Annotated in this window: 17 protein-coding genes and 3 pseudogenes; 2 read left to right on the top strand and 18 right to left on the bottom strand. The window is 53.3% G+C overall.

Going from position 1 to position 26,258, the window contains the following annotated elements; translation table 11 throughout:
- Positions 1 to 51: 51 nt before the first annotated feature.
- The 15 genes and pseudogenes from ABD796_RS35160 to ABD796_RS35090 all read right to left on the bottom strand — a co-directional run bounded on the left by ABD796_RS35160 (position 52) and on the right by ABD796_RS35090 (position 18,953).
- A complete protein-coding gene (locus ABD796_RS35160) occupies positions 52 to 1,359 on the bottom strand; it encodes an ABC transporter substrate-binding protein (RefSeq protein ID WP_344917372.1) in 1,308 nt (435 codons plus the stop codon).
- Between the two features lie 28 nt (positions 1,360 to 1,387).
- Positions 1,388 to 2,212 carry a metallophosphoesterase family protein gene (locus ABD796_RS35155; protein ID WP_344917369.1) on the bottom strand — a complete coding sequence of 275 codons (825 nt, stop codon included), beginning with the start codon at positions 2,210 to 2,212 and terminating at the stop codon, positions 1,388 to 1,390.
- Positions 2,213 to 2,218: 6 nt separating this feature from the next.
- Positions 2,219 to 3,151 (bottom strand): metallophosphoesterase family protein, encoded by a 933-nt coding sequence (locus tag ABD796_RS35150; protein WP_344917367.1) that lies wholly within the window; start codon positions 3,149 to 3,151, stop codon positions 2,219 to 2,221.
- Positions 3,152 to 3,562: 411 nt separating this feature from the next.
- Positions 3,563 to 4,597, bottom strand: a complete 1,035-nt coding sequence (locus ABD796_RS35145; RefSeq protein WP_344917365.1) for a Gfo/Idh/MocA family protein — start codon at positions 4,595 to 4,597, stop codon at positions 3,563 to 3,565.
- 15 nt (positions 4,598 to 4,612) lie between these two features.
- Positions 4,613 to 5,428: a carbohydrate ABC transporter permease gene (locus ABD796_RS35140; protein ID WP_344917363.1), complete on the bottom strand. Its 816-nt coding sequence runs from the start codon at positions 5,426 to 5,428 to the stop codon at positions 4,613 to 4,615.
- 16 nt (positions 5,429 to 5,444) lie between these two features.
- Positions 5,445 to 6,371, bottom strand: a complete 927-nt coding sequence (locus ABD796_RS35135) for a carbohydrate ABC transporter permease (RefSeq protein ID WP_344917361.1) — start codon at positions 6,369 to 6,371, stop codon at positions 5,445 to 5,447.
- 113 nt (positions 6,372 to 6,484) lie between these two features.
- Positions 6,485 to 7,846, bottom strand: a complete 1,362-nt coding sequence (locus ABD796_RS35130; RefSeq protein WP_344917359.1) for a glycoside hydrolase family protein — start codon at positions 7,844 to 7,846, stop codon at positions 6,485 to 6,487.
- Positions 7,847 to 7,944: 98 nt separating this feature from the next.
- Complete coding sequence (locus ABD796_RS35125; protein ID WP_344917357.1) at positions 7,945 to 10,080, bottom strand: exo-alpha-sialidase; 2,136 nt, start codon at positions 10,078 to 10,080, stop codon at positions 7,945 to 7,947.
- Positions 10,081 to 10,152: 72 nt separating this feature from the next.
- Positions 10,153 to 11,532: an ABC transporter substrate-binding protein gene (locus ABD796_RS35120; RefSeq protein ID WP_344917355.1), complete on the bottom strand. Its 1,380-nt coding sequence runs from the start codon at positions 11,530 to 11,532 to the stop codon at positions 10,153 to 10,155.
- A 232-nt stretch (positions 11,533 to 11,764) separates the two neighbouring features.
- Positions 11,765 to 13,513 carry a cache domain-containing sensor histidine kinase gene (locus ABD796_RS35115; protein WP_344917353.1) on the bottom strand — a complete coding sequence of 583 codons (1,749 nt, stop codon included), beginning with the start codon at positions 13,511 to 13,513 and terminating at the stop codon, positions 11,765 to 11,767.
- Complete coding sequence (locus tag ABD796_RS35110; protein ID WP_344917351.1) at positions 13,510 to 15,126, bottom strand: response regulator; 1,617 nt, start codon at positions 15,124 to 15,126, stop codon at positions 13,510 to 13,512. The genes ABD796_RS35115 and ABD796_RS35110 overlap by 4 nt, the downstream gene beginning before the upstream one ends.
- 312 nt (positions 15,127 to 15,438) lie before the next feature.
- The gene (locus tag ABD796_RS35105; RefSeq protein ID WP_344917349.1) at positions 15,439 to 15,939 is read right to left on the bottom strand and encodes a stalk domain-containing protein; all 501 of its coding nucleotides are present in this window, start codon (positions 15,937 to 15,939) and stop codon (positions 15,439 to 15,441) included.
- Between the two features lie 285 nt (positions 15,940 to 16,224).
- Positions 16,225 to 17,328, bottom strand: a pseudogene (locus ABD796_RS35100) (FAD-dependent oxidoreductase); the annotation flags it as partial.
- Positions 17,329 to 17,743: 415 nt separating this feature from the next.
- Positions 17,744 to 18,745, bottom strand: a complete 1,002-nt coding sequence (locus tag ABD796_RS35095) for a zinc-dependent alcohol dehydrogenase (protein WP_344917347.1) — start codon at positions 18,743 to 18,745, stop codon at positions 17,744 to 17,746.
- Positions 18,746 to 18,815: 70 nt separating this feature from the next.
- Positions 18,816 to 18,953, bottom strand: a complete 138-nt coding sequence (locus ABD796_RS35090; RefSeq protein ID WP_344917345.1) for a hypothetical protein — start codon at positions 18,951 to 18,953, stop codon at positions 18,816 to 18,818.
- 985 nt (positions 18,954 to 19,938) lie between these two features.
- Between ABD796_RS35090 and ABD796_RS35085 the strand changes: the two genes are divergently transcribed.
- Entirely contained in the window at positions 19,939 to 21,234 is a 1,296-nt protein-coding gene (locus ABD796_RS35085; protein ID WP_344917343.1) for an ABC transporter substrate-binding protein, read from the top strand.
- Positions 21,235 to 21,348: 114 nt separating this feature from the next.
- Here ABD796_RS35085 and ABD796_RS35080 read toward each other — a convergent pair.
- Positions 21,349 to 21,702: pseudogene (locus tag ABD796_RS35080) on the bottom strand (transposase); the annotation flags it as partial.
- 482 nt (positions 21,703 to 22,184) lie between these two features.
- Between ABD796_RS35080 and ABD796_RS35075 the strand changes: the two are divergent.
- A pseudogene (locus ABD796_RS35075) lies at positions 22,185 to 22,333 on the top strand (IS256 family transposase); the annotation flags it as partial.
- Positions 22,334 to 22,579: 246 nt separating this feature from the next.
- Here ABD796_RS35075 and ABD796_RS35070 read toward each other — a convergent pair.
- Together ABD796_RS35070 and ABD796_RS35065 are read right to left on the bottom strand one after the other, a co-directional pair.
- Entirely contained in the window at positions 22,580 to 23,680 is a 1,101-nt protein-coding gene (locus ABD796_RS35070) for an SGNH/GDSL hydrolase family protein (RefSeq protein WP_344917341.1), read from the bottom strand.
- 38 nt (positions 23,681 to 23,718) lie between these two features.
- Positions 23,719 to 26,247 (bottom strand): hypothetical protein, encoded by a 2,529-nt coding sequence (locus tag ABD796_RS35065; RefSeq protein ID WP_344917339.1) that lies wholly within the window; start codon positions 26,245 to 26,247, stop codon positions 23,719 to 23,721.
- Positions 26,248 to 26,258 lie beyond the last annotated feature (11 nt).

The raw sequence follows: 26,258 nt of genomic DNA, 5'->3' as shown, positions 1-26,258 counted from the left end.
AAGGGGCGGCACCGCCTCGTAAAGGAAGCGGCCCTGCTTATCCCGTACAAGCTATTGAATCAGCGTCTGCGCGCGCTTCTGCGCATCCTGCATGATCGATGTAATATCGCCGGTCGTTTGCAGCGATTTTTGCACGGCATCCAGGAAGGTGGATTCTACTTGGCTGAATTTGGAGCCCGGATAGGAAACCCAAGGCTGCAGGCGCGTAAGCTGCTCCAGATTCGGTTTCACAAGCGGATTTTGCGCGACCCAGTCCTTCAAATATTGGGGATCGTCGACGATGGCGGGACGCAGCGGCAAGTAGCCCATTTTGGTCGTGATGATCGTGTAGCCGCGTTCGCTGGTTACAAACTTCACGAACTCCCACGCCGCCTTCTGCTTCGCTTGATCATCGGACAAAATGAACAGGGCGCTGCCGGAATTGACCGGCGTCGTCGGTTTGCTGCCGAAGGAAGGCATCGCCGCATTTTTCAGCTCCCAGCCTCCCGCTTTCGCCGCAGCGATGAAGCCGCTTTGCAGCGCGCTGGTCGTGAGCAGCATGCCGAGCTTTCCTTCGCTGAACGATTGCGTCACGTCGCCGTCGTTCAACTTGTCGTGAGCGCCGCTCTGGATAAGATCCCGCCACATGGTGATCGCGCCGACGGCCGCAGGCTCGCCGAATTGGATGGATTTGCGGTCATCGGAGAGCACTTTGCCGCCGTTGCTGCCGACCAGCGCCTGGGCAACCCAATCCGCGCCGGTCATCCCCTGGATGTGAACGCCCGCGGCATTCGTTTTGGACGTAATCTGCAAAGCGGCTTGTTTGACTTCGTCCCACGTCTTCGGCGGTTGGCTCGGATCAAGCCCCGCATCTTGGAAGATTTTCGCGTTATAGAATAAGACCGGCGTGCTGAACGTGTAAGGCATACCGTACGTTTTGCCCTTGAGCTGCCCCAGCTTCAGCCCGTTCGGAGAGAAGCCTTCGAAGTTCTTTTTGAGTTCATCGGCGGGCACCACATCCTCGAGCGCCTTTGCTCCATAATTTTGCACGGCATAGTCCAGCCCGTCGAAGACAAGCTGCGCCACATCGGGACGCGAGCCCGCCGCAATATCCGCCTGCACCTTCGTGTTGACTTCGTTCGCAGCAATCGCAATCGGATCAATTTTAATCGTCGGGTGGGCCGCTTCAAATTCGGAAATGAGCTGCAGCACGCCCTCCTTCTGGCTGGCAATCGCCAGGTTGTAGCTGTAGAACGTAATTTTCGTCGGTTGTCCGGAGGAGTTCTCCGAACCGCCCTTCTCCTGATTCGCGCTTCCGCATGCCGCTGAGGTCAGCATCGTCAAGGCTACAACGCCGGCTGTTGTGATTTTTCTGATCACGATGATCTCTCCCTCTCCTATCTCACATTTAGCTATGCGCTGCCTGCAGCTTCTTCAGATCATACTCCACGAGTAAACGCTGTTCGCCCGGCATTGTCATCGGCTGGACGATCATTTGTCCGTTCTTGACGAGGACGAAGTTGAAGCCCGAACGGTCCAGCATGCGCATGACCCCTTCCGCTATCGGATCCAAGCCGAATGCGACGCCGTCCGCCGAAGCGCAAGGAACTCCGCCAAGCGCGCCGACGTTGTGAAAATGAATGTGGCCGGACAGCAGACCGATCACGTCACTGCCTTCGATAGCCGCAGCCAAGTCCTGCGGATTTTGCAGCAAGTGGCTGTCCATCATCGCCGTCGGCGTCAGCACGACCGGGTGATGGTGCACGAGAATCGTGCCGACCGGCGCCGGCTCGGCCAGCTCTTGCTTCAGCCAGTCCAGCTGCTCGGCGTCCAGCCGCCCGTCATGGGTGCCCGGTACTTGCGTATTGAGCACGACCACGCGCAGCCCGGCGTTCCTAAAGCTGTAGTAGTACGAAGCGTCCGAAGGCTCCTCCTCGAGATATCCTTCGCGGAACGGCTCGCGGGTATCGTGATTGCCAAGAGCCACATGGATCGGCACGCCGAGCGCCCGCTCCTCTTCTTGCAGGAAGCTGCGCAGAAAGCGGTAGTCCTCCAGATCACCGTCATGCGTCAAATCGCCGCTGATGACGACAAAAGCCGGCTTCGTCTCCAGTTTGCCGATGTACGTAAAAACACGGTGCAGTTTGTCGGACATCGTGAGTCCGAACAAGGGCTGCTTGCCCGGCTTGCTGAGATGAATATCCGTGATATGGACGAAGAAAATAGGTTCCATGGTCCTCTACTCCTTTATGTGTTTGGCTGTGTGCGGCGGATAGGCCGTTATGTCTTGTACGCCGTCCAGATGAATGACGCGGTAGGTCGGAGCGCCGGCGCGCATCGTGACCCACAGCATCAAGTTGGCATTCGCGCCAGTCTCCTCTTCCCCGTGCGGCAGTCCGCCGGTACGGCCGAGCTGGATCCGCTCGCGGTTCCCCTCGCGGGTATATTCAAGCTCGTGCAGGTGTCCTGCGAATATCGTGTGCGGACGGTCTGCGAGTAGTTGTTCCAGACGCCGGAACTCTTCACTGCCTGTTTTCCAGCCCGGTTTATGCATATTGATGAAGGTCCAGGATACATCCTGATGCTCGTTCAGAACGTTTTCGATAAAAGAAAACTGCTCTTCGCCAATCGTCATTTTGACTTGCGACATGCTTTGGAGCTGCTCCGGCGTCATCCCCTCTCCGAACGCTCTCAGATATTGCTTAGCGCCGGCCGGGTCACGCTTGATTTGCTCCGTTATCGTTTTGATCACGTTCACGAACGCCTCCGGCAGCTCATCCGGCGTACGCTCGGTATTGATCGTGATGTAGAGCGCGTTGCCGGCGCGGAAAGCATAATAATCCAAGCCCTTGCGCTCGCTCCACACTTCCGCCATCATGGCATTGCTGTAATCATGGTTGCCGACCGTCGGAAAAAACGGCAGCCCCGTGTCGCGAACCATCGCATCCAGCTCATCCCATTCCTCATGCGCGGAATTCGGGTTCGACCAATACCCTTCTATCAAATCGCCGACCGATAGCACGAACGCCGGCTTCAAATCCTTGAGCACCTCGAGCGCTTTCTCAAACACGCCCTCGGTCGCCATTCCACAGCGGTCGCCCACGACGGCGAAACAATAGTCGTCCGTTACTGCTGCCGGAAGCTCGCCGAACCATGGCCGTTTGCTGGTCATAAAGCGGGAGTCCTCCAACATGGTGAAACCGGGGTTGATCCAATCTTTGGTTTGCATGGTCTGCTCCTTTGTCCTGAAGTATGAAATTGCTGACAAGCTTCATTATGCAGGTTGTATGTAAGTTGAATATCAAGCGGAGGATAAGAAATTATGAAGACGGCGGTCGATGCCACAAGTGTTTGTTTATCTGGATTTGGCCGAGATCTGACGGGCTTTTCGTCCGCTTGACCGCGCATGCGGGACGGCTGAAGTTTAACAGAACGTTTACGTGGGCCGAATATCCCCAAAACAGTCCCGTTCAGATCGATGCCCGAAGCTTCTTTTGCATGCACGCCCGCAACGCAGCAAACCCCCGCTGCACGAGCAACGCGCAGTCGGGGGTTCGGGGTATCGGGATGTCCGCTAAATGAATTATATGGATCTCGTTTTTGTTTCCCCGACCGGGACGCCTATCCCCCCATTGTCGTTCGAACGGATCAACGCTTCGGCAACGTATAGGGGGTAGGTTGCGTCCTCGAGCGCGCAGACCGGCTGTGCTTTGCGGACGAGCACATCGACCAGATGGGCGACTGCGTTTTGCATATTATTCGATTTGGCGAGCATCCCTTCATCCTCCCGGTCGAGACGGAGAAGATGCAACGGCTTCAAATGCGGATGCTCCTCGACTCCGAAATAGCGGATAACGTCGCCGCTGTCCCTGATTTCGATTTTTCCCCGGTCGAAAAACAAGTCCATCTCGAATATGTAGTAATCATCCCGATCGTCGAACGCTTCGGCAAAACCGCTAATCCGACCTCCCCCCGCCTTGAAAAGAAACCGGTACGTCCAGTCGCCCTGCTCGTCCAACGATGTGGGAACTTGCCCGATGACCTGCACCTCGTCGATCGTCCCGGCAAAATAGCGGACCAAATCGAACAGATGCGCCCCCGAGTTGTAAATGCCGCGGGTGTAGCGCAAATGCATTTTTTTCAGCGTGCCGAAAGAGCGATCGGCAATCCTTGCCCGCACATTCTCCGTCCCCTCGTTCCACCTTCGGGATAAGTTCGGGATCAGCATCCGTCCCTTGTGGGCGGCCATCAAAGCGGAAATTCGCCGCGCTTCCTCGATCGATCGGGCTACCGGCTTTTCGCAAAATAGGACGGGAGCGGAGGATTGTTCGAGGACGGACTTGATGAGATCGTACCGGACGTGTGCGGGCGTGCAAATGCTTACTATATCCGGTTTATGACGGCTGAGCATTTCTTCCGTATTTAAGTAGAAAGCCGCCTCCGGAGCCAGCTTCGCCAGATGCTCTCCCTGTTCCCGACGAACGCCTACAGCCGCTGCAAAGTCGATTTCTGGATGAAGATGATAAGCCAATGCATGAGTGCCGGGCCTGCCTTCCGACGACACGATGTCGTACATGAGACCGATTTTCCCCAAGCCGATTACGGCTGCTTGAACCATTGCTTTTCTCCCCTTTCATTTGTCCGTTCCGAGCGTAATTCCGCGAATAAAGCTGCGCTGAAACAATAGGAAGAAGAGGATGAGCGGCACCGCGGCCACCGTCCCGCCGGCCATCGCCAGTCCGTAATTGACGGACGATTCGTGGCGAATCAAGGTGGAAATCCCTAAGGGCAATGTTTTCATCCCGTCCGATTGCAGCACGATCAGCTGCCATAAATAGTCGTTCCAGACGTATAGGAACGAAAAGATCGCCAACGCTCCGAGAGCGGGTCCGATGAGCGGAAGAACGATTTGCACGAAGATGCGAATCTCCTTGGCGCCGTCCACTTTGGCCGCCTGAAACAATTCGTCCGGAATGTAGCGGACAAATTGGCGGATCAGAAATACGCCGAACGGATAGCCGATTACGGGCAAAATGACTCCCCCGTAGGTGTCGAGCAGGTTCATGTCGGAAATCAAAATATACAGAGGCACCAGAATGACTTGATGCGGCATCATCATCGTCGCAATGATGATAAAAAAGAGAAGATCCCTGCCGGGAAATGTTTTCTTCGCGAAAGCGTAGCCTGCCATCGAACAAAAAAGCAGGATAAACAAAACGGCAAGCACACCGGTAAAGATGCTGTTCCACATCCATCGGAGCGTAGGAAGCTCTCCGAACAATTTCTCGTAATGCGTCCACTGCCAATGCTTCGGAAACCATTCGGGCGGCATGGACCAGATGGACAGCATCGGCTTGACCGATCCCGTCACCATCCAGTACAAAGGAAAAGCGAAAACGACGGACGCGGCAATTAAAAGGAGATAACGCAAGACGATAGCGGCTTTCATCGATTTCCTCCCCTTTTTATTTGACTTTCAATAATCGCAGCTGTACAAGCGCGATCGCCATGATGATGACGAAGAGCACGACTCCTTGCGCGGAGGCAAGGCCGAAATCGTAGGAATTGAACGCCGTCCGGTAAATGGTGTAAACGAGCGTTTCCGTACCGTAATAAGGTCCGCCGCCGGTCAACAAATAGATGACCGCAAAGATTTGGAATGCGGCGATGGTCGTCGTAATCGTCACGAAAAGCGTCGTATGGGCGACAAGAGGCAGCGTGATGGCGACCAATTTGCGCAGCGGCCCCGCTCCGTCGATCTCCGCCGCTTCATAATAATCTTGGGGAATCCCGTCCACGGAAGACAAATACAAAATGACTGGCTGGCCGATCGACCATGTGGCGACGACGACGGAAACCGCGAGAATCGCCGAAGTCGGGGTCCCCAATATTTCCGTCGGCGCGTAGCCGAGCAAGCTGCGGAAATAAGTCAAAATGCCGAAATTCGTATTGTAAATCCAGGACCAGATCATCGTAAGGACGACGGGCGTGCTGATAACGGGCAAATAAAACATGACTCTGAAAAACGCTTTCGAGCTGTTCCTCATATCCCGCATCAAAGCGGCCAGCGTAAACGAAACGGCCACGACGACGGGGACGATGATGATCGCGAAGTAAACCGTATTTTTCAGGGAGTTCCAGAAGATCGGATCGGAAAATACTGTGAAGTAATTTTGCAAACCGATAAACGATTGTCCCGCCAGATCGGACTTGTAAAAGCTCAGCTTGATCGTATCCAACAGCGGATAAACAAAAAAGATCAAAACGAAAGCCAAATTCGGAAAAATGAACAAGTACCCCGAGAAAACCTCTTTCCATTTCCAACCCGCGCTTCGTTCTCTAATAGCAGCAGGCGGAGAATCCTTTACAACGGTTGCCTTTTGTCTCAGCATGCCGCCCTCACCTCATCCTCGTCTGTTATATGAATGGCAAGAGCCGGATGCGGCAGCTATCGAATCGCCGCCCCCCCGGCCCTTTAGCCCGCGGACAATCGCGGCGCGCCGCGTTAATTTGCCGTTTTGATGGAGAACAAGTCGGCGTCTTTTAGTACGAACCGGAATCGGACCGGCTCCCCTTTCAGTTCCTCCAAGCTGTGTCCTCCGTTCCATTTGACCGCTTCGGCGATCGAATCTCCATACATATCGTCCATATCGTGAAGCGAAAAACCGTCAATCGGAACGCCGGATGCATCCTGCACTTCCACTTTCACCGATCCGACCGCGGAAGTGGAATAATTGAGCAATAAGCGATTGCCCGAGAAGACGACCGGACGGGTAATGAACTCTCCGCCGGCATAATCCGCATTCACCGACGCGAACCCGTGCTTCCGGACGGTCAACCGGCGCAGCCGGTTATCGTTGCAGCGGTAATGCTCGCTGATATAAAGCGAGAATTCGTCGGGAGCCGTTTCCACGATGCCGCGGGCCACCATCTGATTGCGATCGATCCAGTTGTTCGGGTCCGTACCGGGCCGGACCCATGCTTCCATGAACGGACGGTCCCAGTGGTGTCCGTCCCGGCTGCTCATCATGACGGCGTCGGAAACGCCAGGATACATGCTTTTGCGATTCTTTTTGCGTTCCACCTCGATTCGCATCGGAAAGGACAAGTAGATATGCTCGGCGCCCGGACATTGCACGGTTGCGTTCGTATAAAATTGCTCGAGCGGAACGCCTTCGGCATACCGGTTCGGCTGATGCTCCCCCCAATGAACAAAGTCGCCGGAAGAGGCAACTTGCACGGATCTGACTTTATCTTCAAAATACCGCGAATAGCAGCGGTACTCCTTGACATTCGTATCCCAAAAGGCCACATTCAGACTGTCGAAGGCTCCGTTGTAAATGATCGGTTCATCCCACTTGTGCCAATGGATGCCATCCGATGAATAATAGCCGTTCAAATGCCCTTTATTCAAAAAAATCGATTGCGCCTTCGGTCCGACCCCGGCTATGGCCTTGAAGCGCAATTGCGGCGGAGCGTCCGGACTCGCATCCAGAAACGGAGCGAAGTTGTGGGCGTCCGTCCCGACCAGCATAATATTGTTATCCTTGGAGCCTTCATGATCGTAAAGTCCGAGGGAAGGCCGTTCAAAGTGAATACCGTCCTCGCTTTCCGCATAGCAGGTCACTTGCGTGTCGTCGTCCGTATCGCGAAGGCATGCGCCCCGGTAATAAAGACGGATTCGATCCTTTTCCGGAATGACGGAAAAAAAGCAGCCTTGGCTGTCCTCCCACGGCCGATCGAGCACCAGCACCGCTTCCCGTTTGACCGGGGGATTCAGCTTCAGCTTCGTTCCTTTCCTTTCTTCGATCAGCCAGTCGTCGACAAACATTTCTACTCTTGTTCCAATCTCCACTGCATGTTTCATGGTCGCTTCCTCCCCGTATCATTCTTTCCGATTGCTAGTTGGATAGAGCGGGGGGCGGCTCTTCGCTCTCCGAAGGCTGCGCCCCGCCGTTGCTAAGTTTAAGGCTGAATCATCGGGCTTGTGGTATAAAGCTCGAATTCGGTCAGCTGCGGCGAACCGGAGCTGACTTGCGGGACGCGCACGCGCACATATCGGGCCGTCGTCGGCGAGAAGGTCAAGTACTGAATGGCGTTCGTATCCGTCATGTTCAGCTCGGCTGCTTGGGTCCAAGCGGTGCCGTCGGCAGAGACCTCCACCACGGCGGATTCCTGGTAGCCCGGCTTGAGCATCAAGCCGACTTTGTTGAAGGTGTAAAGCCGATCCAGCGATACCTGCCAAGTTCCCGTGCAGCCCGAGCAATCGGCTGTTGCGGCGTACTCGGACTGGGCTTTGCCGTCGATCGGGCCCGCTGGGTTTAGTCCAGGATGCGAGCCGGTCGGGTCAAGAGCATTCATATTGCCGCCGATTGCGGCTTTACCAGTGCGTTTCATCTGCCACAAATCCATTTTCAGTGACCGGGATCGATTGAACGTAGTCGGAGCTACCCGAATAGCCAAATCGTTAAAGGTAGCGTCGCCGTTGCCTCGGGAATCGGTAATGTTGACGCGCACATGCTTCACATCCCGCTCCGGTCTCAAGGCGGTCCAGTCGTAATCGTCGGTTTGCTGCATCGTATAATTTCGGACGGTTTGCCAATCGCCGCTTCCATATACCGAAACGTCCACGCTTGCCGATTCCCGATAACCCGGCTTCAACACGACGCCTATATCGGTGACCGGATACGCTTTATCCAAGGAAAGCTGCCAGTATTTGACGGGAGGAGCCCCCGCATCGCTTGCTGCCGTATACCAGTAAGAGGTATTGCCGTCCAGCGGTCCCCAAGGCTGCATCATCGGTTTGCTGGATGCCGTGTGGGTCATGTCCGTCTGATAGGTGATTTGCCCGTTCAGAAACATTTTCCACAGGTCGAGTTGATACGGATCGGGCCGGGTGTACGTTCCCGCGAGAATGCCTTCGCCCCGGTCGTAGTAGACGGTAAAGATACGACCGTCATCCAGTTCCACACTGCCGGGGTAAGCCATATCGGAAAATACGCCCGGATTGCGGTACAGCAGCTTGCTTTGCGTGTACGACCAGCCTTTGGAATCCACATACATCCGCCCGATGACCGGCCTTCCCTGCGTCCATGCGTTGGAGCGATCGCCGTATGTAAGAAAATGGGTTCCCCCTTTCAGTTTCAGGAAATGGGGAGCATGGCCTTTGAGCGTCGGTTCGTCTGCCGGGGTGCTCCAAGTGTTGCCGTAATCGTACGAATGGCCTACCTTCATGACGTCCGTATTGGGGTCCCCTTTGGGACGATTCGTACGAGCCACCATCATGATATGGCCATTGCCCAAGTCGGCCAACGCCGGCTCGGTATACCCGGTTGCGGTTTCGTAGGAGTAGCCTTCATAGTCGTAACCGTCCCACATCACAACCCGTTCATCCGCTTTAAGCCAGGTATACCCGCCGTCCCGGCTGCGCAGCACGTAGGTACCGAAAGCGCCCATTGTACCGTCGTAATTCCGCAGTCCGTAGATAGGCATCAAGAGGTCGCCGTTGTCCAGTTCCACCATCTCGCCATTAATCGCGGCGTAACCTCTCGGGTGGTCGTACAAAAGCGTGGGGGGTATGATCGGCGGTCCCCAAGTTACTCCGTTGTCGGTAGAGCGGCGAATATACGCCTGACGACGGTGGGTCCGGCTGGGAACGTAATCATAGTAGGTCAACAGGATATGGCCGTTGCGGAGAACCGTCAAGCTCGGCTCTTTGTCATCGATCGAATCGCTCACGATGATGGCTTGCTCAGACCAAGTCAGCCCGTTGTCCGTGCTGCGTCTGGCCGCGATTTTGCTGTAGGCGGAATGGCTGATTGACCAACTGTAGGCAAGATACAGATCCCCGTTGGCCAGCTTGGCAATGGACGGAAACCAGGGACAGGGCACGGTCTCATTCCCTTTTCGCTCATCACCGTCGATTTTCTTATTGCGATCCCATTTCAAGCATGCGCTGTTTTCCGGGGACACGATCACCACATCCGGCACGGTCGGGTCGTCCGCTTGGGGCGGCGCGGCGCCGGCGGGTCCCGATATGACGATGCCCGATAGCAAAAACGTGACGAGGCCGATTACTGCCGTTCTCGTAAACCTTCCCATTGAAAATACCTCCTTCGAAAATGTCCGCTTCATTTTCTGTGGGCGCCAAGTTGTCCCCTCATAGGACTTGCATCACCTCCTTTGCTTCTCCGCCAGGAAATCGTTCGCTTTCTTCGCATAATCTTTTAGCGCCTGTTCGGGCGATTTCTTCTTGAGCAAGATCGCCTGCAGCTCCGGGTACCACATTTTTCTGACATCAAGGAAGTAAGGGGACGATACGCCCGTGTTCGCCAAAGGCAATTTGGAGACGACATCCATCGCCGCCTGGATTTCCGGGTTGTCGTACCGATAGCTTGCGGATTGTCTGGAGGGGACATAATTGCCCGATTTCGACACCGCCTTTATATGTTCGGGTTGAATCATGAAGCGCACGAACTTTTTGACCGCCTCCCGCTTTTCCGGATCGCTTTGCTTGAATACTTGATACCCGTGAATGGCCGATGCGACTTTCGGGACGACTCCTTTGGAATGCGGAGGCGCCATGCCGAACAGCTCTACCTTCGGGTCGGTCGACCCGTCTTTTTTCCCCGCTTCCACGAGCGACCATAGTCCGTTTGCGAACGGCATCATGGCGATTTTGTTTTGCTTGAACAACTCCACCGCGTCCAGTGCCGCCGTGGTGGCCGGTCCGGGGGCGACGATGCCTTGGTCCAGCATGCTCACGAGTTTGCTCAGCCCGTCGACCGCCTGGGGATATTGATCGAGCACGATTTTCGTGGACGATTCGTCCCACTGCTCCGCGCCCATTCCGAAAAGGCGCATCAAATTCATTTCATCGCCCTGCTCGTTGGCCGCCCACATGGCGGTGCCGTACACCCCGTTACCGGAAACCCGCTTGAGTGCGTCTTGCATCTCCTCGATCGTCCACATCCGGTCGTCCTTCGGAATCAAGTGTTCCAAGCCTTTTGCCTTGAATAAAGCGGCGTTCAAAAAGAAATATTCGGGATTGAGCGTAACCGGGACACCGTAAATTTTGCCGTCGCGCGTTACTTTTTTCAGCATCTCCGGATTGAAATCGCTTTTCACGTCTTCGATAAAGTCGCCGATCGGTTCGCTTTTCCCGCTCTCCACGTACTTCATCAAGACCCGGTCGACCGATTCCAGGACGACGTCCGGCGCATTGTTGCCCGCGACCGCTATGCCGATTTTGTTTTGCGACTGGTCAAAAGGAATGAGTTGAAAATTGATTTTGATCGACGGATGTTGCGCTTCGAACTCTTTGATTTTCATTTTCTCCCATTCGCCCGAGCTGGGAGAAGGAGCGCCTTCGACATTCTGATAGATCGGGATGGACCAGTATTCGATCGTCACATTTTTCCCCGTCGAACCGGCGCCGGCCGTTCCGGATGAAAGCTCGCTCCTCTTATTTCCGCTCTGTCCTCCGCTGCACGCCGTGAGCGCAAACGAAAAAGCGCAAGCGAGAGCGATGCCGCTCTTCATCACTTTTTGCATAGTGACCCTCCTTGTTCTAGACTCTCTTCATTAATGCGCTTACATTTCACGGATTCAGGACTTTGTCTAAAGATTAGAAATAAACATTTTTATAAATTTTTTACATCGATGATGATAGATGAGAAGGCGTTTCCGGCTTGGAGCCGCCGCCAAATCGATCATCCGCTTTCGATAAATCAACTTTACCGCAATAGAAGTGGCATCAGAATAGAGTGAATTTCGATTTGCATGGTTATTTTTCGATTTTGCCGATAACGGTCGTCACGGTCGTGCCTTCCCCTTCGATGCTGGTATAGTGCAGACCGCAGTCTTTGCCGTAAAACAGTCGGATGCGCCGGTTCACGTTGTAAATGCCGTAGCTGTCGGCATCGCGGTCTCCGCTGCCTGCAAGCGATCGATTGATGTCGGCCAGCTTGCCGCTTTCGATGCCGTGCCCGTTATCGGTAATTTCGAAACGGACGGAGTCGTCTTGCACACTTCCCACGATTTCGATGTATCCTCTGCGGCCGAGCCCCTTGATGCCGTGCTGAATCGAGTTTTCGACCAACGGCTGCAAGATCAGCTTCAAGATTTTGCAATCGAGCGCGTCTTCGTTTACCTCGACATAATAATCGAACGTATGCTCCAGATACATGCTCTGTAATTTCAAATAGTTGTCGAGCAGCCGCAGCTCGTCCCGTATCGTGATCACTTCTCTTCCTTGGCTGAGAGCGATTCTGTAAAACCCGGCCAAATTCAACGTCATCTCGCTGATCGTCTGTACCGATTGACGCTCGGCCATGCCTTTTATAATCTCCAGCGAGTTGTACAAGAAATGCGGGTTGATCTGCATCTGCATCGCATTCAGTTCCAATTCGGTTTTCTGCTGCTGCTCATCGACTATTTTCGTCATCTGCTCGTTTATCCGATTGATCATGACATTAAACCCGTGCGACAGCCGGCCGATCTCGTCCCGTCTATATATATCGGAGCGAACCGTATAGTCGCCATCCTGTACTTGGAGCATCAAGTTTTTTAAAGAAGTGATCGGCTTCGTAATCCATTTCGAGGTCACGACGGATAGAAAAACGATAACGGCGATCCCGATCATCATTAAGCCGAGAGCAAAATATTTCGTTTGCAGAAGCTTCTGCTCGATCATTTTGTTCGGAATGACGTTGACCATCCGCCAGCCGTTTTTTTCATTCGTCGTGTAATAATACCTGTTTCTCGCGTCCTGGCTTTGGCCCAAGCCGGCAGCGGAGGCGGGAAGCAGATCGTAGAACTCGGTTAGCGGCTTGCCGATCATCTCCTCGCGGCTGCTGGAGAATACGGTCCCGTGCTCGTCCGCGACGAATATCACCTGCAGCGGATGTTCAAGCAACCCCGTAAAAATGCTCCGAATCTCGCCCTCATCAAAAAATAGCAGCATGACCCCCACATTACGAAAGGCGATCAAATCGTTGATGGCCCGGGATACGAGCAGCAGATGCCCTCCGCCATTAGGCAGCGCCTTGACCCACTTCGTCTTGCCTTCACCGTTCAGCACGTCTTGCAGCCAAGCGGCGTTAGCCAAGCTTCCATTGTCATGCAGCACCCATTCTTGGGTTTGCGCCCTGATATGCAAATCTTGATCGTAGATTTCGATCGAATAAATATCTTTTCTGGATTTAATCGTGTTGATCAAGCCCATCGCGTTGTTAAACGTGACGATATCGACGGCATCGCGGCCCGAGCGGCTCAACAAGCTTTGGATGTTGGGGTCCGCATACAGCCTTACCGTATTTTCCTCCACGCTGTCCAAGACGGAATCCAGCTTGCTGTTTATGATCTCGAGCGAGAGCTTGGTATTGGCGGTGAAATTGTCGACGATCATTTCTTTGGAATTGGCATAGAAGACTTGCATCAGAAAAACAAGCGGGAGGATGGCAATGAGCAAGAAAAGAATGATCAATCGTACTCGCAGCGGCCAATGGTTTGGAAACGCGAAAAACGTCCTCATAGCTCCCCCCCTTCCCGGTTCGAATGTTTCTTCTTGTATTCGGTAGGCGCCAGCCCATACATCGTTTTGAAGCACTGGCTGAAATAATACGGATCTTTGAAGCCGACCGCGAAAGCGACTTCGAAAACCCGAAGCTCGGAGGACTCCAGCAGCTCCTTCGCTTTTTTGGTTCTTGCTTTATTGACATAATCGCTGAAGCTTTCGTTCGTAAGCTGCTTGAACAAATGGCTGAAGTAGGTGTAGCTCATGGCAACTTCCTCGGAAACAAGCTTTAACGTCAGCTCGCTATTGCTTAATTGGGATTCGATGTAATCTTTGGCCTTTTGGATCGTTTTGGCGTTTTTATGGCTTTTTTTGCCGTTGATAAACGCGGCGATTGTTTCGGAGACGGTTTCGACGGATCGCTGCAGATCGGCGATATGTTTTTGACCAAGCAGCTCGATATACGGATTGGGGCCGTCGTTGAAAACCTCTTCTTGCGTATACCCCAGCTCGTGAATGACGCTCAGGAAGGAGGACGCTATACGGAGTGCAACGGTAATGACGTAATCATAGCCGAGAGAGGGCTGCTCCCGAATTTGCACAAAAATATCCGCCAGAGCGGTCGATATCAGGTCGGTATTGCCTTGCTTGAGACTGATGGCCAAGTTTTCGTAATGGATAACGATTTCCGGCAGACCCTCTTGCTTCACCCGAATATCGGAAATATGCAAAATACTGCTGCCGTTCCGAAAAAATCGATGGTTCAGCGCTTCTCGCGCTTCCTTGAAGCAGGTTGGCAATTGGCCGGGGTTTCTGACCAGACGGCTCACGCCGATCGTAACGCGTATGTCCAACACATCGGATAAGGTATTCATGATACTCGTGCATGTATCGGTAACCGTACCGCTATCGGTATGATCCCCGGTCAGGAGCAGCGCCAATTGCTCCTCGTACGTGACGAACAAAATACGATCGGGTTGGTGGCTCGTCACCTTCCGGGCGAGATCGCTGATCGTATACTTCAACATTTGCCGCTCTTCTTCCGAGCGGTTGGCGTCCTGCAATTGTTCCACATCAATCAAGGCAAGCACATACGCATCGCTTGGCAAATCCATTCCGAAAAAGGCGAACTTTTCCGCCAAGGCGCCGGCATCCATTTCGTTTCGGATCCATCGGTTCAAAAATTGCTCCCGCAGCACATCCAAGTTTTCGGCGATTTGCCGCTTCAACCGGTTGCTATATTCGTCGCGATACTTTTCGCGCCAAATCTTGTTTTTTACTTTCTCGACCATTTCGCACAATTCGTCGCTCTTGATCGGCTTCAGCAAATAACATTCGGCTTCGAACAACAACGCTTTCTGAGCGTATTCGAACTCCCTGATCCCGCTTAAAAAAATAATGCTCGGCTTATACGGGCTGTCCTTGATCATTTCCGCAACCTGGATCCCATCCATTCTAGGCATGTGCACATCCATGATGACCATGTCGGGACGCAGCTCCTCGATCTTTGCGAGCGCCTCTATGCCGTCCCCCGCTTCGCCAACAATTTGAATATCGTGCTTTTGCCAATCGACGGAGGATATCAAATTTTTGCGAATCAGCGGTTCGTCATCGACCAATAGTAAATTCACCCTCGCTCCTCCTTTCGGCTTCCAATCGTTCTATGTGGTTCTACAGACTTGCATATTTTTCCTTCTAATCGCTTGACCCGTATCAAACAAAAGACGCCGCTCCACACACTGTCACAGTGGTTTGGGCGGCGTCTTTTCTATGTTAGGTAGCCAGCTGGAATCTCATCGATAATCTGGTTAATCGCCGTATCTGCGGCATTCATCCGTACATTCGTATTTGTCATCTGCGACCACTACGCGCTCGCTCAATCCGGCCCACCCCTAACGACCGATAAGATCATGCCAAAAAAAATGCTCAGCTAGACTGTATGTTCATTCCGTCATCGATGACGGCTTCATATATTTCGTTACCAATACCGCGGTAACATAAGTATTATTGTGATCAAGTATAGGAGCAGCATCCAGATCAACCTGCTTGCCGTCCACCATACTCTTTTTTGACCCGATCCATACTTTAATGGTTTGTCCCACTTGCTTCATACCGTTATCCATCTTCGTGTCGTCCATCATTTTGTCGTCCATCTTCGTGTCGTCCATCATTTTGTCGTCCATCTTCGTGTCATCCATCACTTTTTGGTCCATCATCTTGTTGTCCATCATTTTGCCTGTGTAAATCAATGTTACCGACTGTTCCATGCCATCCCATTTCACGCTGTAGCCATAGATCTCTGCTGCTTGTCTCAGGTAAACAAGCTCCATGCCATCTTTCATGATTGTCCTGGGCGTGGCTGCACTCGCCACTCCGGCAAAGGCCAGGGATAGTACAAGTGCTACCAGCAGAATGAACGTCTTGCCTTTTGTACCTCTAATCATCTTTATCACACTCCATTTAAATTATCTTGCAAAAGCAGAGTAAGCTAAATTTCTTACAATTCTCTAAGCGAAGTATTACGATTGTATTAAAGCGTCCTGCTTTGAGGATGAATAGTCCTCACAACAAAAAGAGCGAACAAGAGAAATCTCTCTGCTTGCTCAATTTGTCTTCCCTGCCTATTGGAGTCCCATCTACAATTTGAACCTGCGCCGCGCAAACGGATTCAGCAGCTCGAGTAAGACAAGCCCGAGCACGATTGCGCCGGAGACCGGACCAGATAGCTATTAAGCAAGGAACTGCTCAAGGAGAGTTTTAACCTTGGTTACAGCATCGTCGGACAACATGAGCTTAAAATTGTCATACGACATTCGGGCACTCCCTGAAGAATAAGCAAACATTTGGTTTTCATAGGCTTCAATCGCTTTGTTAAGGTCCCCGTTGTGAAGGATGATCGAAAGGGCTAGCTCCATGGCATCGCGCATCGCAAGATTGACCCCGTCACCTGCTGGGGGAGCTAAATGCGCTGCATCACCGAAGAGTGTAACACCCGGCTTGCTATCCCATCTAAGCCCAATGGGAAGTGTATAAATACGCCTGGCGGTGACTGCTCCATCGGCACAACGAATGTAGTTTTTCAGCGGCTCTGCCCAATCGTCGAAGTAAGCCAACAGTTGTCGCTTTGCCTCCTCGGGCTGATCAAACGGAATCTCGCAGGTATCCAACCAGTTACGTTCCGCTCTAAACGACAAGCCGACTCGGATACGGCCATCTCCATTGAGTTGTCCGCTAATAGCTCTATGATCGCCAAGAGCAAACATGCTTCCCCGAGAGTTAAAGGCGGCCAACTCAGGATGCGCCATGCTGTCGATGCCGAGATCTACACGACTGATCCCCGTATACTCAGCCACGGCATCCGTTAGCGACGGACGAACACGCGAGAAGGCTCCATCCGCTCCGTCGACAAGATCGACGATGTCGGTATGTCCGTTTTCAAAGTGCAACTCCTGTTTGCCATCGCCCAAAGGCAACGCATCGACCAGTTTGTAGCCGTAACGGATGCAACCGGGTTCTAACGCGTTCAGCAGAAGTCCGCACAATACTCCTCGATCAATCTCCGGACGGTTTCCCGGCACTTTGTCGTCCGCAACATTGTTGATTTGGATTTCGCCATGTTTATCGAAAAGGCGAAGGTCTTGTCCTGTATACCTGGCTATCGCCTGAAAGTGTTCGAGTAACCCTGCTTCTCGAAGCGCTAGCTGCCCGGAATCTTCATGAATGTCCAACGATCCGCCCCGTTGGGCGTTCTTATCGCTGCTTTCACGTTCATAAACGGTCGAACGAATCCCCTTTTTCTGCAGAAGAAGCGCGAGCATCATACCACCCGGCCCACCATTTTAACCGACGGAGAAAAAAATGTATTTTTATTCAATTGGCAAGGGCTTATGAGGTGTACCCAAACAAAAAAAATGCTCAACCTCAGAATCAGTGCTTGACGTGATGTGAAGCTCCAGAGAGCCTCTTCGTCCCTAACGTCTTATGAAGCATGAAGAGATTTGTACGATTTTTTACACAAGTTCTCTCTAAAGCGATTCCAATTAATTCCTCTTGTACGAAAAATCGTACAATAAGCAAGACGCAGCATTCAAAAATCGATTGCTGGGCGTACAAAGAAGAATGGTTGAGCAGGTATAGTGCGCTGCTCAACCATTCTTTGTGTAAAACCTATTTCCTACTTTGTAAGCAGTTGTCTCTTCGAAGCAAAATCCTCTTTTCGGACAGCCCCATTCGTCTTTAGAATGGCAACTACAGCTTTTCCCAGTCGAAAATGACACCGAGCGCCGACGAACGATCCTTCATAAGCCAATCGTACACCTGCGGCGCTTCCAGCGGGGAGTGGCGGTGCGTAATCAGATGGTTTACATCCATTCGATTTTGCAGCAAATAATCGTAGTACAAGCTGTTCATGTCGTTCGCGGTTATGCCGTTGTAGTTGCTGGACATTTTGGCGTGAATGCCCAATATTGCGACGGAATTGGACAATACGCGGGGGCCTAGATGCTGCTGGGAAGGGGTGGACGTATCGCCGAGCAGCACGACCCGGCCCATCTCGCCGACTAGCAGCGTAGCAGGTGCCAGTACGGAAGGGTGGCCTGTCACATCGAAGACGACATCGAGCATTTTGCCGCCGGTTATTTGCTTCACCTCTTCGAGGGCGTTTGCCACATCCGTCTGCAGCAGGTGCGTTGCGCCGCTCCGCTTGGCCGCTTCGATACGGGACGAAGATGCAGGGTCGATCGCGACGATACGACGCGCCCCGAATGCGCGCAAATATTGCACGACTAATTGCCCGAGGATGCCGAGTCCGATTACTCCGACCGTCTCGCCCAGCTTAAGCTCGGCCCGTCGGACGCCGACCTGCGCAATTCGGGCTAAAGCCGTCCAAGCGGACATCTCGTGATCGATCCCATCGGGCAGCACCATCACGTTCTTATAATGGACGTTGAAAAACTGCCGGTGCTCTATCCCGACAAATACGCTGTCGCCGGGCTTAATGCCCTTCACTTCGCTTCCAACCTCAATTACTTCGGCCGACATACTGTATCCCGGGTAAAATGGGTATTTGACCCACGATTCCCAGTTCGTATTCGGATCGAACACTCCTCGCAAGCAGATCGTCTCCGTACCGGTGCTGATCAGCGATTTTTTGGCGGCGCAGCGAATTTGCTCGGGCGCTAGCGCCGGCACTTCCTGCTCCCGAACTTCGACAACTTGTTTATCCGCGAAAACGATATCGAGCGATTTCATTCCATCATTCCTCCGCAATATTTGGCTTCAACTTCATTGTAGAAAATGGCGCGGAAATTGGACACAGTCGTTATTGTGCGGTTTTTATCACTTCTTCAGGTTCATTGGAATGGTTATCTATTTGAAGAACCTTTCCCCACTCCATCTCGCGTTCCCAATTTCCGTCCCATTCCAAAATTTCGCTGCCGTCGGCGACCCACAGCAGCATCGAGCACGTTTCTCCCTCTCGGATGAGCGGCAGCCATTGCCGGAACGCTTCGGAGCATACTTCATCAATATGCGCCGGATCCATGCTGCGGAAAGGCTTCAAGCTTTGACGCTTCCGCCATCGCTTTCGGCTTGCCCGCTATGCTCGTGCTCGTCGCTTCGTCTGCCGTGACACCGTTTCGCAATCCATGTTCCCGTTAATAATCCATTTCCTGGATTCTCCTTTAGTTAGATAATTTCCAGCGCATTCCCATCATGCGGGACACTTTGACAAGCTGCGCATTCATTTGCCTACGCCAAGCTCAAAATGATGCGTCGGACCGGCCATATAATTGTGTCGCAGCCGAGCCACCGTTTGGAAGCCAGAACCGAACAAGCAAAGCCGGCCTGTCGTTGTATACTTTTAAGCATAGTCAATTCTTCAGCGGCAAGCCATGTTTGTGACTACAATCTTTTGAATTAAACTACGATTGGAGCAACAATGGAAGCATGGGGGGAGGTCAAGATTTTGCCTATGGGAATCCTTGTCCATTTTCGACCTACTATATCCTACCGGGTTCAGTCGTCGAAAATAATCTCTGCTTCCAATAGAATTCAAAGAATTACTCAAATAATAGTAGTACGATTCATTGTTTTGCTATCTTGCTGCGGCTAAACTGAAAACGTATCAGATATTCTGATGTATCATTTCCGCGGGATGCTTGAGCGAATGCCGGCATCGAGAACATATACAGGAGGTGTTGTCTAAATGTAGGGAAAGCGGTTTCTCTCTTACACGCAGTTTGCCCGGCTGGAAGCGCGGCACTGTTCTGGACTTTGCGGCGTAATGCAGAGTGATTGGGCGTGGTATCGGTGCGATCGATACATCGCGGTAGCGATATATGGCGTTATGCGATCGTTCATAACTGAAAAATTTGAATCAAATTGAAAGCGCATACCTAACGAACCCTTTAGGTTCGAATCCATGTTACACAGGAGTGATAAAAATGAAAAAGTGGGTCATATCGGCAGTAGTTGGCACAGTGTTGGTCGCAGCGGGATGCAGCGGTGCCGATAAGAAGTCGGCGGAAACGGAATCTCAAACAGTGCCTAAGGCGGCATCCGAGCCGGTAACGCTTAAGGCGCAATTTGTATGGCTGTCCGACGAAGAGTTTGACAGATACGTAGAAACGCCCGTGAAGAAAAAATATCCTCATATCTCGTTCGAAAGGCTGAAAATAGCTCCTCACGAAGAGAAAAAACTGGAGGAAATGGTTGCGAGCGGAACGTATCCCGATCTCATCTTTACCTCCAGCCAAGTCATGGACCCGCTTGTAGCAATGGGCTTTACCCACGATATCGAGCCGTTGATCAAAAAGCACGGCCTCGACTTGGGCCGATTCGAGAACGGTAGCATGGATACGATCAAGTTGGTCTCCGGCGGCTCCTATATTGCGGGTATTCCGTACAACAGCAACTTTAGCGCGCTCTATTACAACAAAGACATATTCGATAAATTCGGCACCGCTTATCCGAAGGATGGGATGACTTGGAACGATGCGATCGAACTGGCCAAAAAAGTGACCCGCTCCGAGGGAGGCATCCAATACAGCGGACTGCATGCTGACGGGATATTCCGTCCGGCTACGCAACTGAGCCTCCAATATATCGATCCGGCCACGAAGAAAGCGGTCGTCAATAATGATGGATGGAAAAAAGTACTGGAAATGTACCGGGATGTGTTCACCATTCCCGGCAACGAGTTCGTGCTGGGCGCAAAGGCTTGGGAATCGTTTACAAAAGATAGGACGCGGGCCATGTATGCCCATTCCAACCGGATCCCTCTCCTTCAGCAAATTCCCGATTTGAACTGGGACATGGTCGGATATCCGACATTTAAGGATGCGCCGGGCAAAGGACAGCTCTACGATATGCACGTTGCTGTTGTGACGGCGCAAAGTAAAAATAAGGATGCAGCGTTCCAGGTCATTCAAGTGCTTACCTCCGATGAAGTGCAAACGGAACTTTCGAAAAACGGCACGAAGTCGATTTTGAAAGATCCGAACATCCGCAAAGTATTCGGCGAACAATTGCCATTCGCCAAATCGAAAAACATTCAGGCAGCTTTCCAAACGACGCCGACCAATCCGGTACCCGTTACCAAGTGGGATTACTTGGCCAACAACTACATTACAGCGGAGACGACCAAAAAAGTCATTCTGGAAGGTGTTGACATCAACACAGCGCTTCGTGATGCCGAAGAAAAAATTAACAATTTGGTGCTGCAGCAAGGTGGGAAGTAGGATATTCAAGCAGAGGCTTGCTAACTACAATCTTGATCAGACCGGTGGTTAGCGCCCTTTCTCCGACGCCAAATTCTTATTGAATTGGATTGTCAACACTAAACTGGACAATTTTTATGAGGGCAATCGTCTGACTTCAGCCGGGGTTCGATAACCCAACGTCCCATGAATCCGATGTTCATTAAACCAGTGGACGTAATCACGGAGCTCGACAGCCAACTGCTCCAAGCTGTGGAACTGTCGCTGGTTGGCGAACTCCGTCTTGAAGATCTTAAAGGTGGCTTCTGCAACCGCGTTATCATACGGGCAACCTTTCTTGCTCAGCGAGCGCTGAATGCCGAAGGTTTCTAGTGGCTCCGAAATCAGTCGGTTGTCAAACTCGCTACCGCGATCGGTATGAAACATCTGGATCCGATCCAGCCGCACGGAAAGGCTTGCGATCGCCTCATAGACTAGCCCTGCCGTTTTGCGGATACTGAGTATTTGTGCACGTACGGAAGGCGATGCGTTCATTCTCTTCCGGCGAACGATTGTCTTTAGCCGAAAAGGAACATGTTTTCTGGCTTTGGCTAATCCAGCGATCCAAGGCGGACGCCGTTAAGTCGTACTCCTTGACGATACTCGTTCTCGATTTTCCGCTCTCTTATAGCTGGACCTTCTGCTTCTTAAACTCATTTGTAAATGTCCATCTAGCTTGAGACATGACTCATCCGCTCCCTATCATTTGTCTATTCTACGCCCCCTCTTTTTTTCTGTCCAACTCAGTGTAGCAGATCCAAATTAGTTGAAGAGTTTCTCAGTAAGCGAATGGCTGGAATCACGCTACCGACCATTGATCTTAGAAATACTGCAAACAATTGACTCTAAGATCATGGATATATAAAAATCGAAACTATCATCGTTAACCCCTAGGGAGCCCATTTACTTGGCTCCTTTTTTTGGTCCCCATGAGCATTTTCCCCAATGACAATTCGCTGCTCAAAATGCTGTACCTGGTCACGATGGGCGGCGTGCGCAAATGGACCGGAGCGTACAGAACTGGGGACAAATCCTGCTGCAATTAACCGTTTGTTACCCGGACCGCGTTCAGGTCCGCTAAAGCGACTTGAGGTGGAGGGGGAGGGTCTGGTAGGCTGCCCGCCCGGCGCAAGAACAGCCTTAACTCCCCTTCGTCCATCGCCCGTGCACCGGACCCGCCAGAAGCTCCAGGTCAAGTTGCCGCTCACCAGTTGCTAGATTCTGGTTTACACTTTCAGGAAAGAACCAGCTCTCATGCAAAAGCAAAAAAAGCCTGCACAGGCAGGCCTTCGCTATGTTTACTTAAGGAGGCTGTTAGGAGCCGGCGTTACAGCAACGGCTGCAGCAGCCGCTCAAAGACGGGCTGCAGCTTGTCGCTCATTCTTCTGAAGCCGAGATCGTTCGGGTGAATGCTGTCCGCCGAGCATTCGCCGTAATCGTCGCCGAGCAAATCAGCCCCACTCACGAAATGGACGTTCCGGTCTCCCTCGCTGCGGAACCGTTCAACAATTTCCTGCTGCAGCCGAAGCCGCTTCTCGCGCTCCAAGCGGGATTGCTTTTCGAACACCTCCTTGCCGAACCGGATCTGGGAAATCACGAGTATCGGCACATCCGGATGGACGGTGCGATAGATGGAAATGAACGCCGGCAGCGACTCCGCCAGCCTTTCCGTGCTTGGCGTGTTGCCTTCGTAATCGAGCACGAGCAAGCCTGGCTCGGGAATTTCCGCGATTAGATGTGCCAGCTCCGGCTCGCCTTGCGCATTGCCTGAAAAGGCGAGGCTGATGAACTCGAGCGGCAGGCGCCGGCTCATCATATTCGGATAGGCCATGCCAGGCCTAGACGCACACGCGCCGTGCACGATCGACGTGCCGTACACGATGACCCGTTTGGTGCTGGCAAAGCCGGGAAACGTGATCATGCTGGCATCCGGATCAACGCCGATATGAATCGCTTTGACGCCCTGATACAGCGGCAAATACAACGTAATGTCCTTCATGTCGTTTCCTTTTGCTTCAAAAAGCATGGATTCGTATGCCGTCGCCGCTTGGTCGAACTTGGTCGTGGCGATATAGCGCTGATCGCCCACGGGACCGATGTAGCAATCGATGCCGCACTGCACGAGCGGCGACATTTGATACATGCCGGCAGGTCCGGCGAGCTCGACGTTGACGGATAACTTCGGGGAATCCGTGCGAAACCGGATCTGCGCGCCGGTCGGATAATTCGCCAGCCGGTCCACTTCCGCGCGGATCGGGTAGGCCGGCTTAACGGGAAGTCGCCGGTAAACGCCGTCTTGCTTGAACCAGGGCAGCCCCGTGAGCAAAAACGGAGCTTCTGCGGCGGAACGCCAGCGCCACATGCCATCGCTTACCGGCCCGATCGCTAGCGCCCGGTCCAGTTTCTGCGCTTCGTGTTGATCGTTCATCGCCATACACCTGCCATTCAATAAAGGATGAGGTTAATCTACCATGAAATCTCGATCGATCCGCTGACCTTCTTCACGATCAGGCGATCGCCGGCCGGATGAAGCTCCGGCTCTAACAATGCCCCTTTATGGCTGATTTCCACCAAGCCTTTCCGCAAAGCTTCCTGCGGCGGATATATCGTTAAGTCCGCTTCCTCCAAACGGGATACGCCGATCGTTCGCACCGTGCGCTTCAACCGAGTCGGATACGGGCTTTTTTCCTGGCAAAATACAATTCCGGGCTGCGGCTGCCTCACGAAGACGCGGCATTCGTCATGGAACGTCCGCCCCAGCCGATACTCCGCGATCCCGTCTTCCACGTACGCCGTCTGTCCCGGGAACAGTGGCGCCCCTTCGAGAGTGCCCAGCCGGACAGCGGCCGTCGTGTCTTGGGCGCAGCCGGTAAACCAGTAAGCATTGTCGCTGCGAGCGACGAACAGCAGCACCGCACGGGCCCCGGCGTCTACTCGATCTTGACGCAGCGTCCAGCCGAAATCGTCAAGCGCGTAGCGCAGCAGAACCGACGAATCCGCGAACGTGCTTTCCTGCCGTACAGGCAGATTACTCGGCTTCGCTCCGGCAACGAAAGGCAGCGAGCCTCTGACCCAGCTGACGCGCCCCCCCTGCCACTCGGGCAGCGCCCGGGTCAGCGCGAACACGCGGGAGCTGCCGCCTTGCCGGACCTCGGCACGTACAGTTGTCGACGGATCGTCAAGCTGCGCGATCGTCTCGTCAATCGCTCCGTCGGACATCGTCAAGCCGTGCTTGAGCCGCAACGCCGGCCCGGATAGCCGGTACGAATCCGCTCGCTCCACTAGCAGATCGAGCTCCATTTCTCCCTCGAAGCCGCCTTCCGCATGACGCAAGTTCAGCATCCCGCACAGTTCATCGTCTTCCACCTTGCCGTATACGAGCATCCGGCCGCCACTGCGAATATACTGCGCCGCCCGTTCGGACCATGCGCCCTTCAGCAGCGAGCCGGGAACGAGCAGTACCGTGGACTTCTTCAGCTCCTCAAGCCGCTGTTCGTCCATACGGGCGAATTCGTCGGTGCTCACAACGGTGTTTAGCGGCAAGCCTTCATTGATGGCATTGCGAATCAGCCATTCCTCGAAAAAAATCGTCCCCGACCGACCGCCGTCTTCGGCAACGGCCTCCTGGTAATCCCGGAACGGGTAAAGCCATGTCAGCAAGCCGGGCCTGTCGGGGAAATCGCGGAGCGCCCGCTGCATATGCGGGATCACTTCGTTCGGCCCTTCCTCCCACATCTCTCCCTTCTCCGTGTCGATGGTCAAAATTTGCACGATGCCCGGCCCTTCGATTTGACCGTCCGCATTCAAGCGGCCTACCGACAACGGGCAATAAATGTCATGCGGCTCGCGGTCGTACAAATCCCACCACGGATTTTGCCAAAACCACGGATCGTTGGCGTAAAATCGAAACATAAACGTTTCCTTCGGAAGATAGGCGATCCGGGACATATACCCGGCAAGCTCCAGGCCGAAATCGTAGTCCAAGGCCGCCCACGGCGAGTTGGGAGGCGGAAACTCCAGGTACTGCTTGTCGTACAGCTCGCGCAACGGAATATGATCCTTGGCCACTTCCATGCCCGAGCCGTAGTTCGTTCCGCGCACCTCCGTGCGGAAGCCCGGGCACTCCCGCTTGAAATCGTCCCAGAACGACATCACGAGACCGCTCAGCTCGCGGTAATCGGCAAGCGGCATCTCGCTCCCGTCGAAGTTTGCGCCGAGGTACGTCCACGGAAAGTAAGATAATCCGAAACCGTTGGAAAACCAAATATAGTCAAACTCAAGCTCGGGGAGAAAGCTTTCACATTGGCGACCGAGAAACGTTCCGAACGAAGTTCCTTCCCCGATTCCCTGAGGAAAGCCGGCATACGGCGTCGGGTCGGCCTTCAGCTTCGACCACGGGCAAACGACCGTATAGTGGGCCTTCAGGGCGATTTCGCGTCCGCCCAGCCAGGCGCGGTTAATTTCCGGATGCCGCTTGTATTTGAAGTCGGAATAGGCGAATTCCGGCCCGGCGTCGAAGGTCGCTCCCACCTCCAGCTTCACCCCGAATTGGTCGGCGGCAACGCGCTTCAAGGTTCTTGCAATTTCCCGCAAATCGCCGTAAGTGATCGTCGCCGGGTTGTCCGTATAAGGGATTGCCGTCATCGGATTGCCGTCGCCGGGAGTATGGCCGAACATCTCCTCATTGGCGAAGCCGATGTATTTGGCCCACTCCACCTCCCGTTCCAGGTTGCCGTCCCACTCCAATATTTCGCTGCCGTCGGCTACCCACAGCAGCATGGTGCACATGTCCCCCATCCGAATAAGCGGAAGCCATTGCCGGAAAGCCTCGGCGCATACCTGCTCGATATGCGCCGGCTCCATACTGCGAAACGGCTTCAGGCTCATCTCCAGCGAGACGCGGCGAAGCGGCCGCTTACCTCCCGCTTCTTCGGCATACGTTCCCGTATTTGCCGCCGCATCGTTTTCCAATTTCGATTCCCGATCTGCGTGCATCTTCTTGTTCT

It is taken from the genome of Paenibacillus hodogayensis (assembly GCF_039536325.1).
Taxonomy (GTDB): domain Bacteria; phylum Bacillota; class Bacilli; order Paenibacillales; family NBRC-103111; genus Paenibacillus_AB; species Paenibacillus_AB hodogayensis.
The sequence above is the reverse complement of the archived record's forward strand: the minus strand, read 5'-3'. Positions and strand labels throughout refer to the sequence as shown.

Bases quoted from the DNA above. Each gene is read 5' to 3' on its own strand.
- ABD796_RS35130 (WP_344917359.1), bottom strand. From the start codon at position 7,846: ATGAAACATGCAGTGGAGATTGGAACAAGAGTAGAAATGTTTGTCGAC.
- ABD796_RS35095 (WP_344917347.1), bottom strand. From the start codon at position 18,745: ATGAAATCGCTCGATATCGTTTTCGCGGATAAACAAGTTGTCGAAGTT.
- ABD796_RS35085 (WP_344917343.1), top strand. From the start codon at position 19,939: ATGAAAAAGTGGGTCATATCGGCAGTAGTTGGCACAGTGTTGGTCGCA.
- ABD796_RS35070 (WP_344917341.1), bottom strand. From the start codon at position 23,680: ATGAACGATCAACACGAAGCGCAGAAACTGGACCGGGCGCTAGCGATC.
- ABD796_RS35145 (WP_344917365.1), bottom strand. From the start codon at position 4,597: ATGGTTCAAGCAGCCGTAATCGGCTTGGGGAAAATCGGTCTCATGTAC.
- ABD796_RS35105 (WP_344917349.1), bottom strand. From the start codon at position 15,939: ATGATTAGAGGTACAAAAGGCAAGACGTTCATTCTGCTGGTAGCACTT.
- ABD796_RS35150 (WP_344917367.1), bottom strand. From the start codon at position 3,151: ATGACCAGCAAACGGCCATGGTTCGGCGAGCTTCCGGCAGCAGTAACG.
- ABD796_RS35120 (WP_344917355.1), bottom strand. From the start codon at position 11,532: ATGCAAAAAGTGATGAAGAGCGGCATCGCTCTCGCTTGCGCTTTTTCG.
- ABD796_RS35155 (WP_344917369.1), bottom strand. From the start codon at position 2,212: ATGGAACCTATTTTCTTCGTCCATATCACGGATATTCATCTCAGCAAG.
- ABD796_RS35125 (WP_344917357.1), bottom strand. From the start codon at position 10,080: ATGGGAAGGTTTACGAGAACGGCAGTAATCGGCCTCGTCACGTTTTTG.
- ABD796_RS35135 (WP_344917361.1), bottom strand. From the start codon at position 6,371: ATGCTGAGACAAAAGGCAACCGTTGTAAAGGATTCTCCGCCTGCTGCT.
- ABD796_RS35140 (WP_344917363.1), bottom strand. From the start codon at position 5,428: ATGAAAGCCGCTATCGTCTTGCGTTATCTCCTTTTAATTGCCGCGTCC.
- ABD796_RS35115 (WP_344917353.1), bottom strand. From the start codon at position 13,513: ATGAGGACGTTTTTCGCGTTTCCAAACCATTGGCCGCTGCGAGTACGA.
- ABD796_RS35065 (WP_344917339.1), bottom strand. From the start codon at position 26,247: ATGCACGCAGATCGGGAATCGAAATTGGAAAACGATGCGGCGGCAAAT.
- ABD796_RS35090 (WP_344917345.1), bottom strand. From the start codon at position 18,953: ATGCTGCTGTGGGTCGCCGACGGCAGCGAAATTTTGGAATGGGACGGA.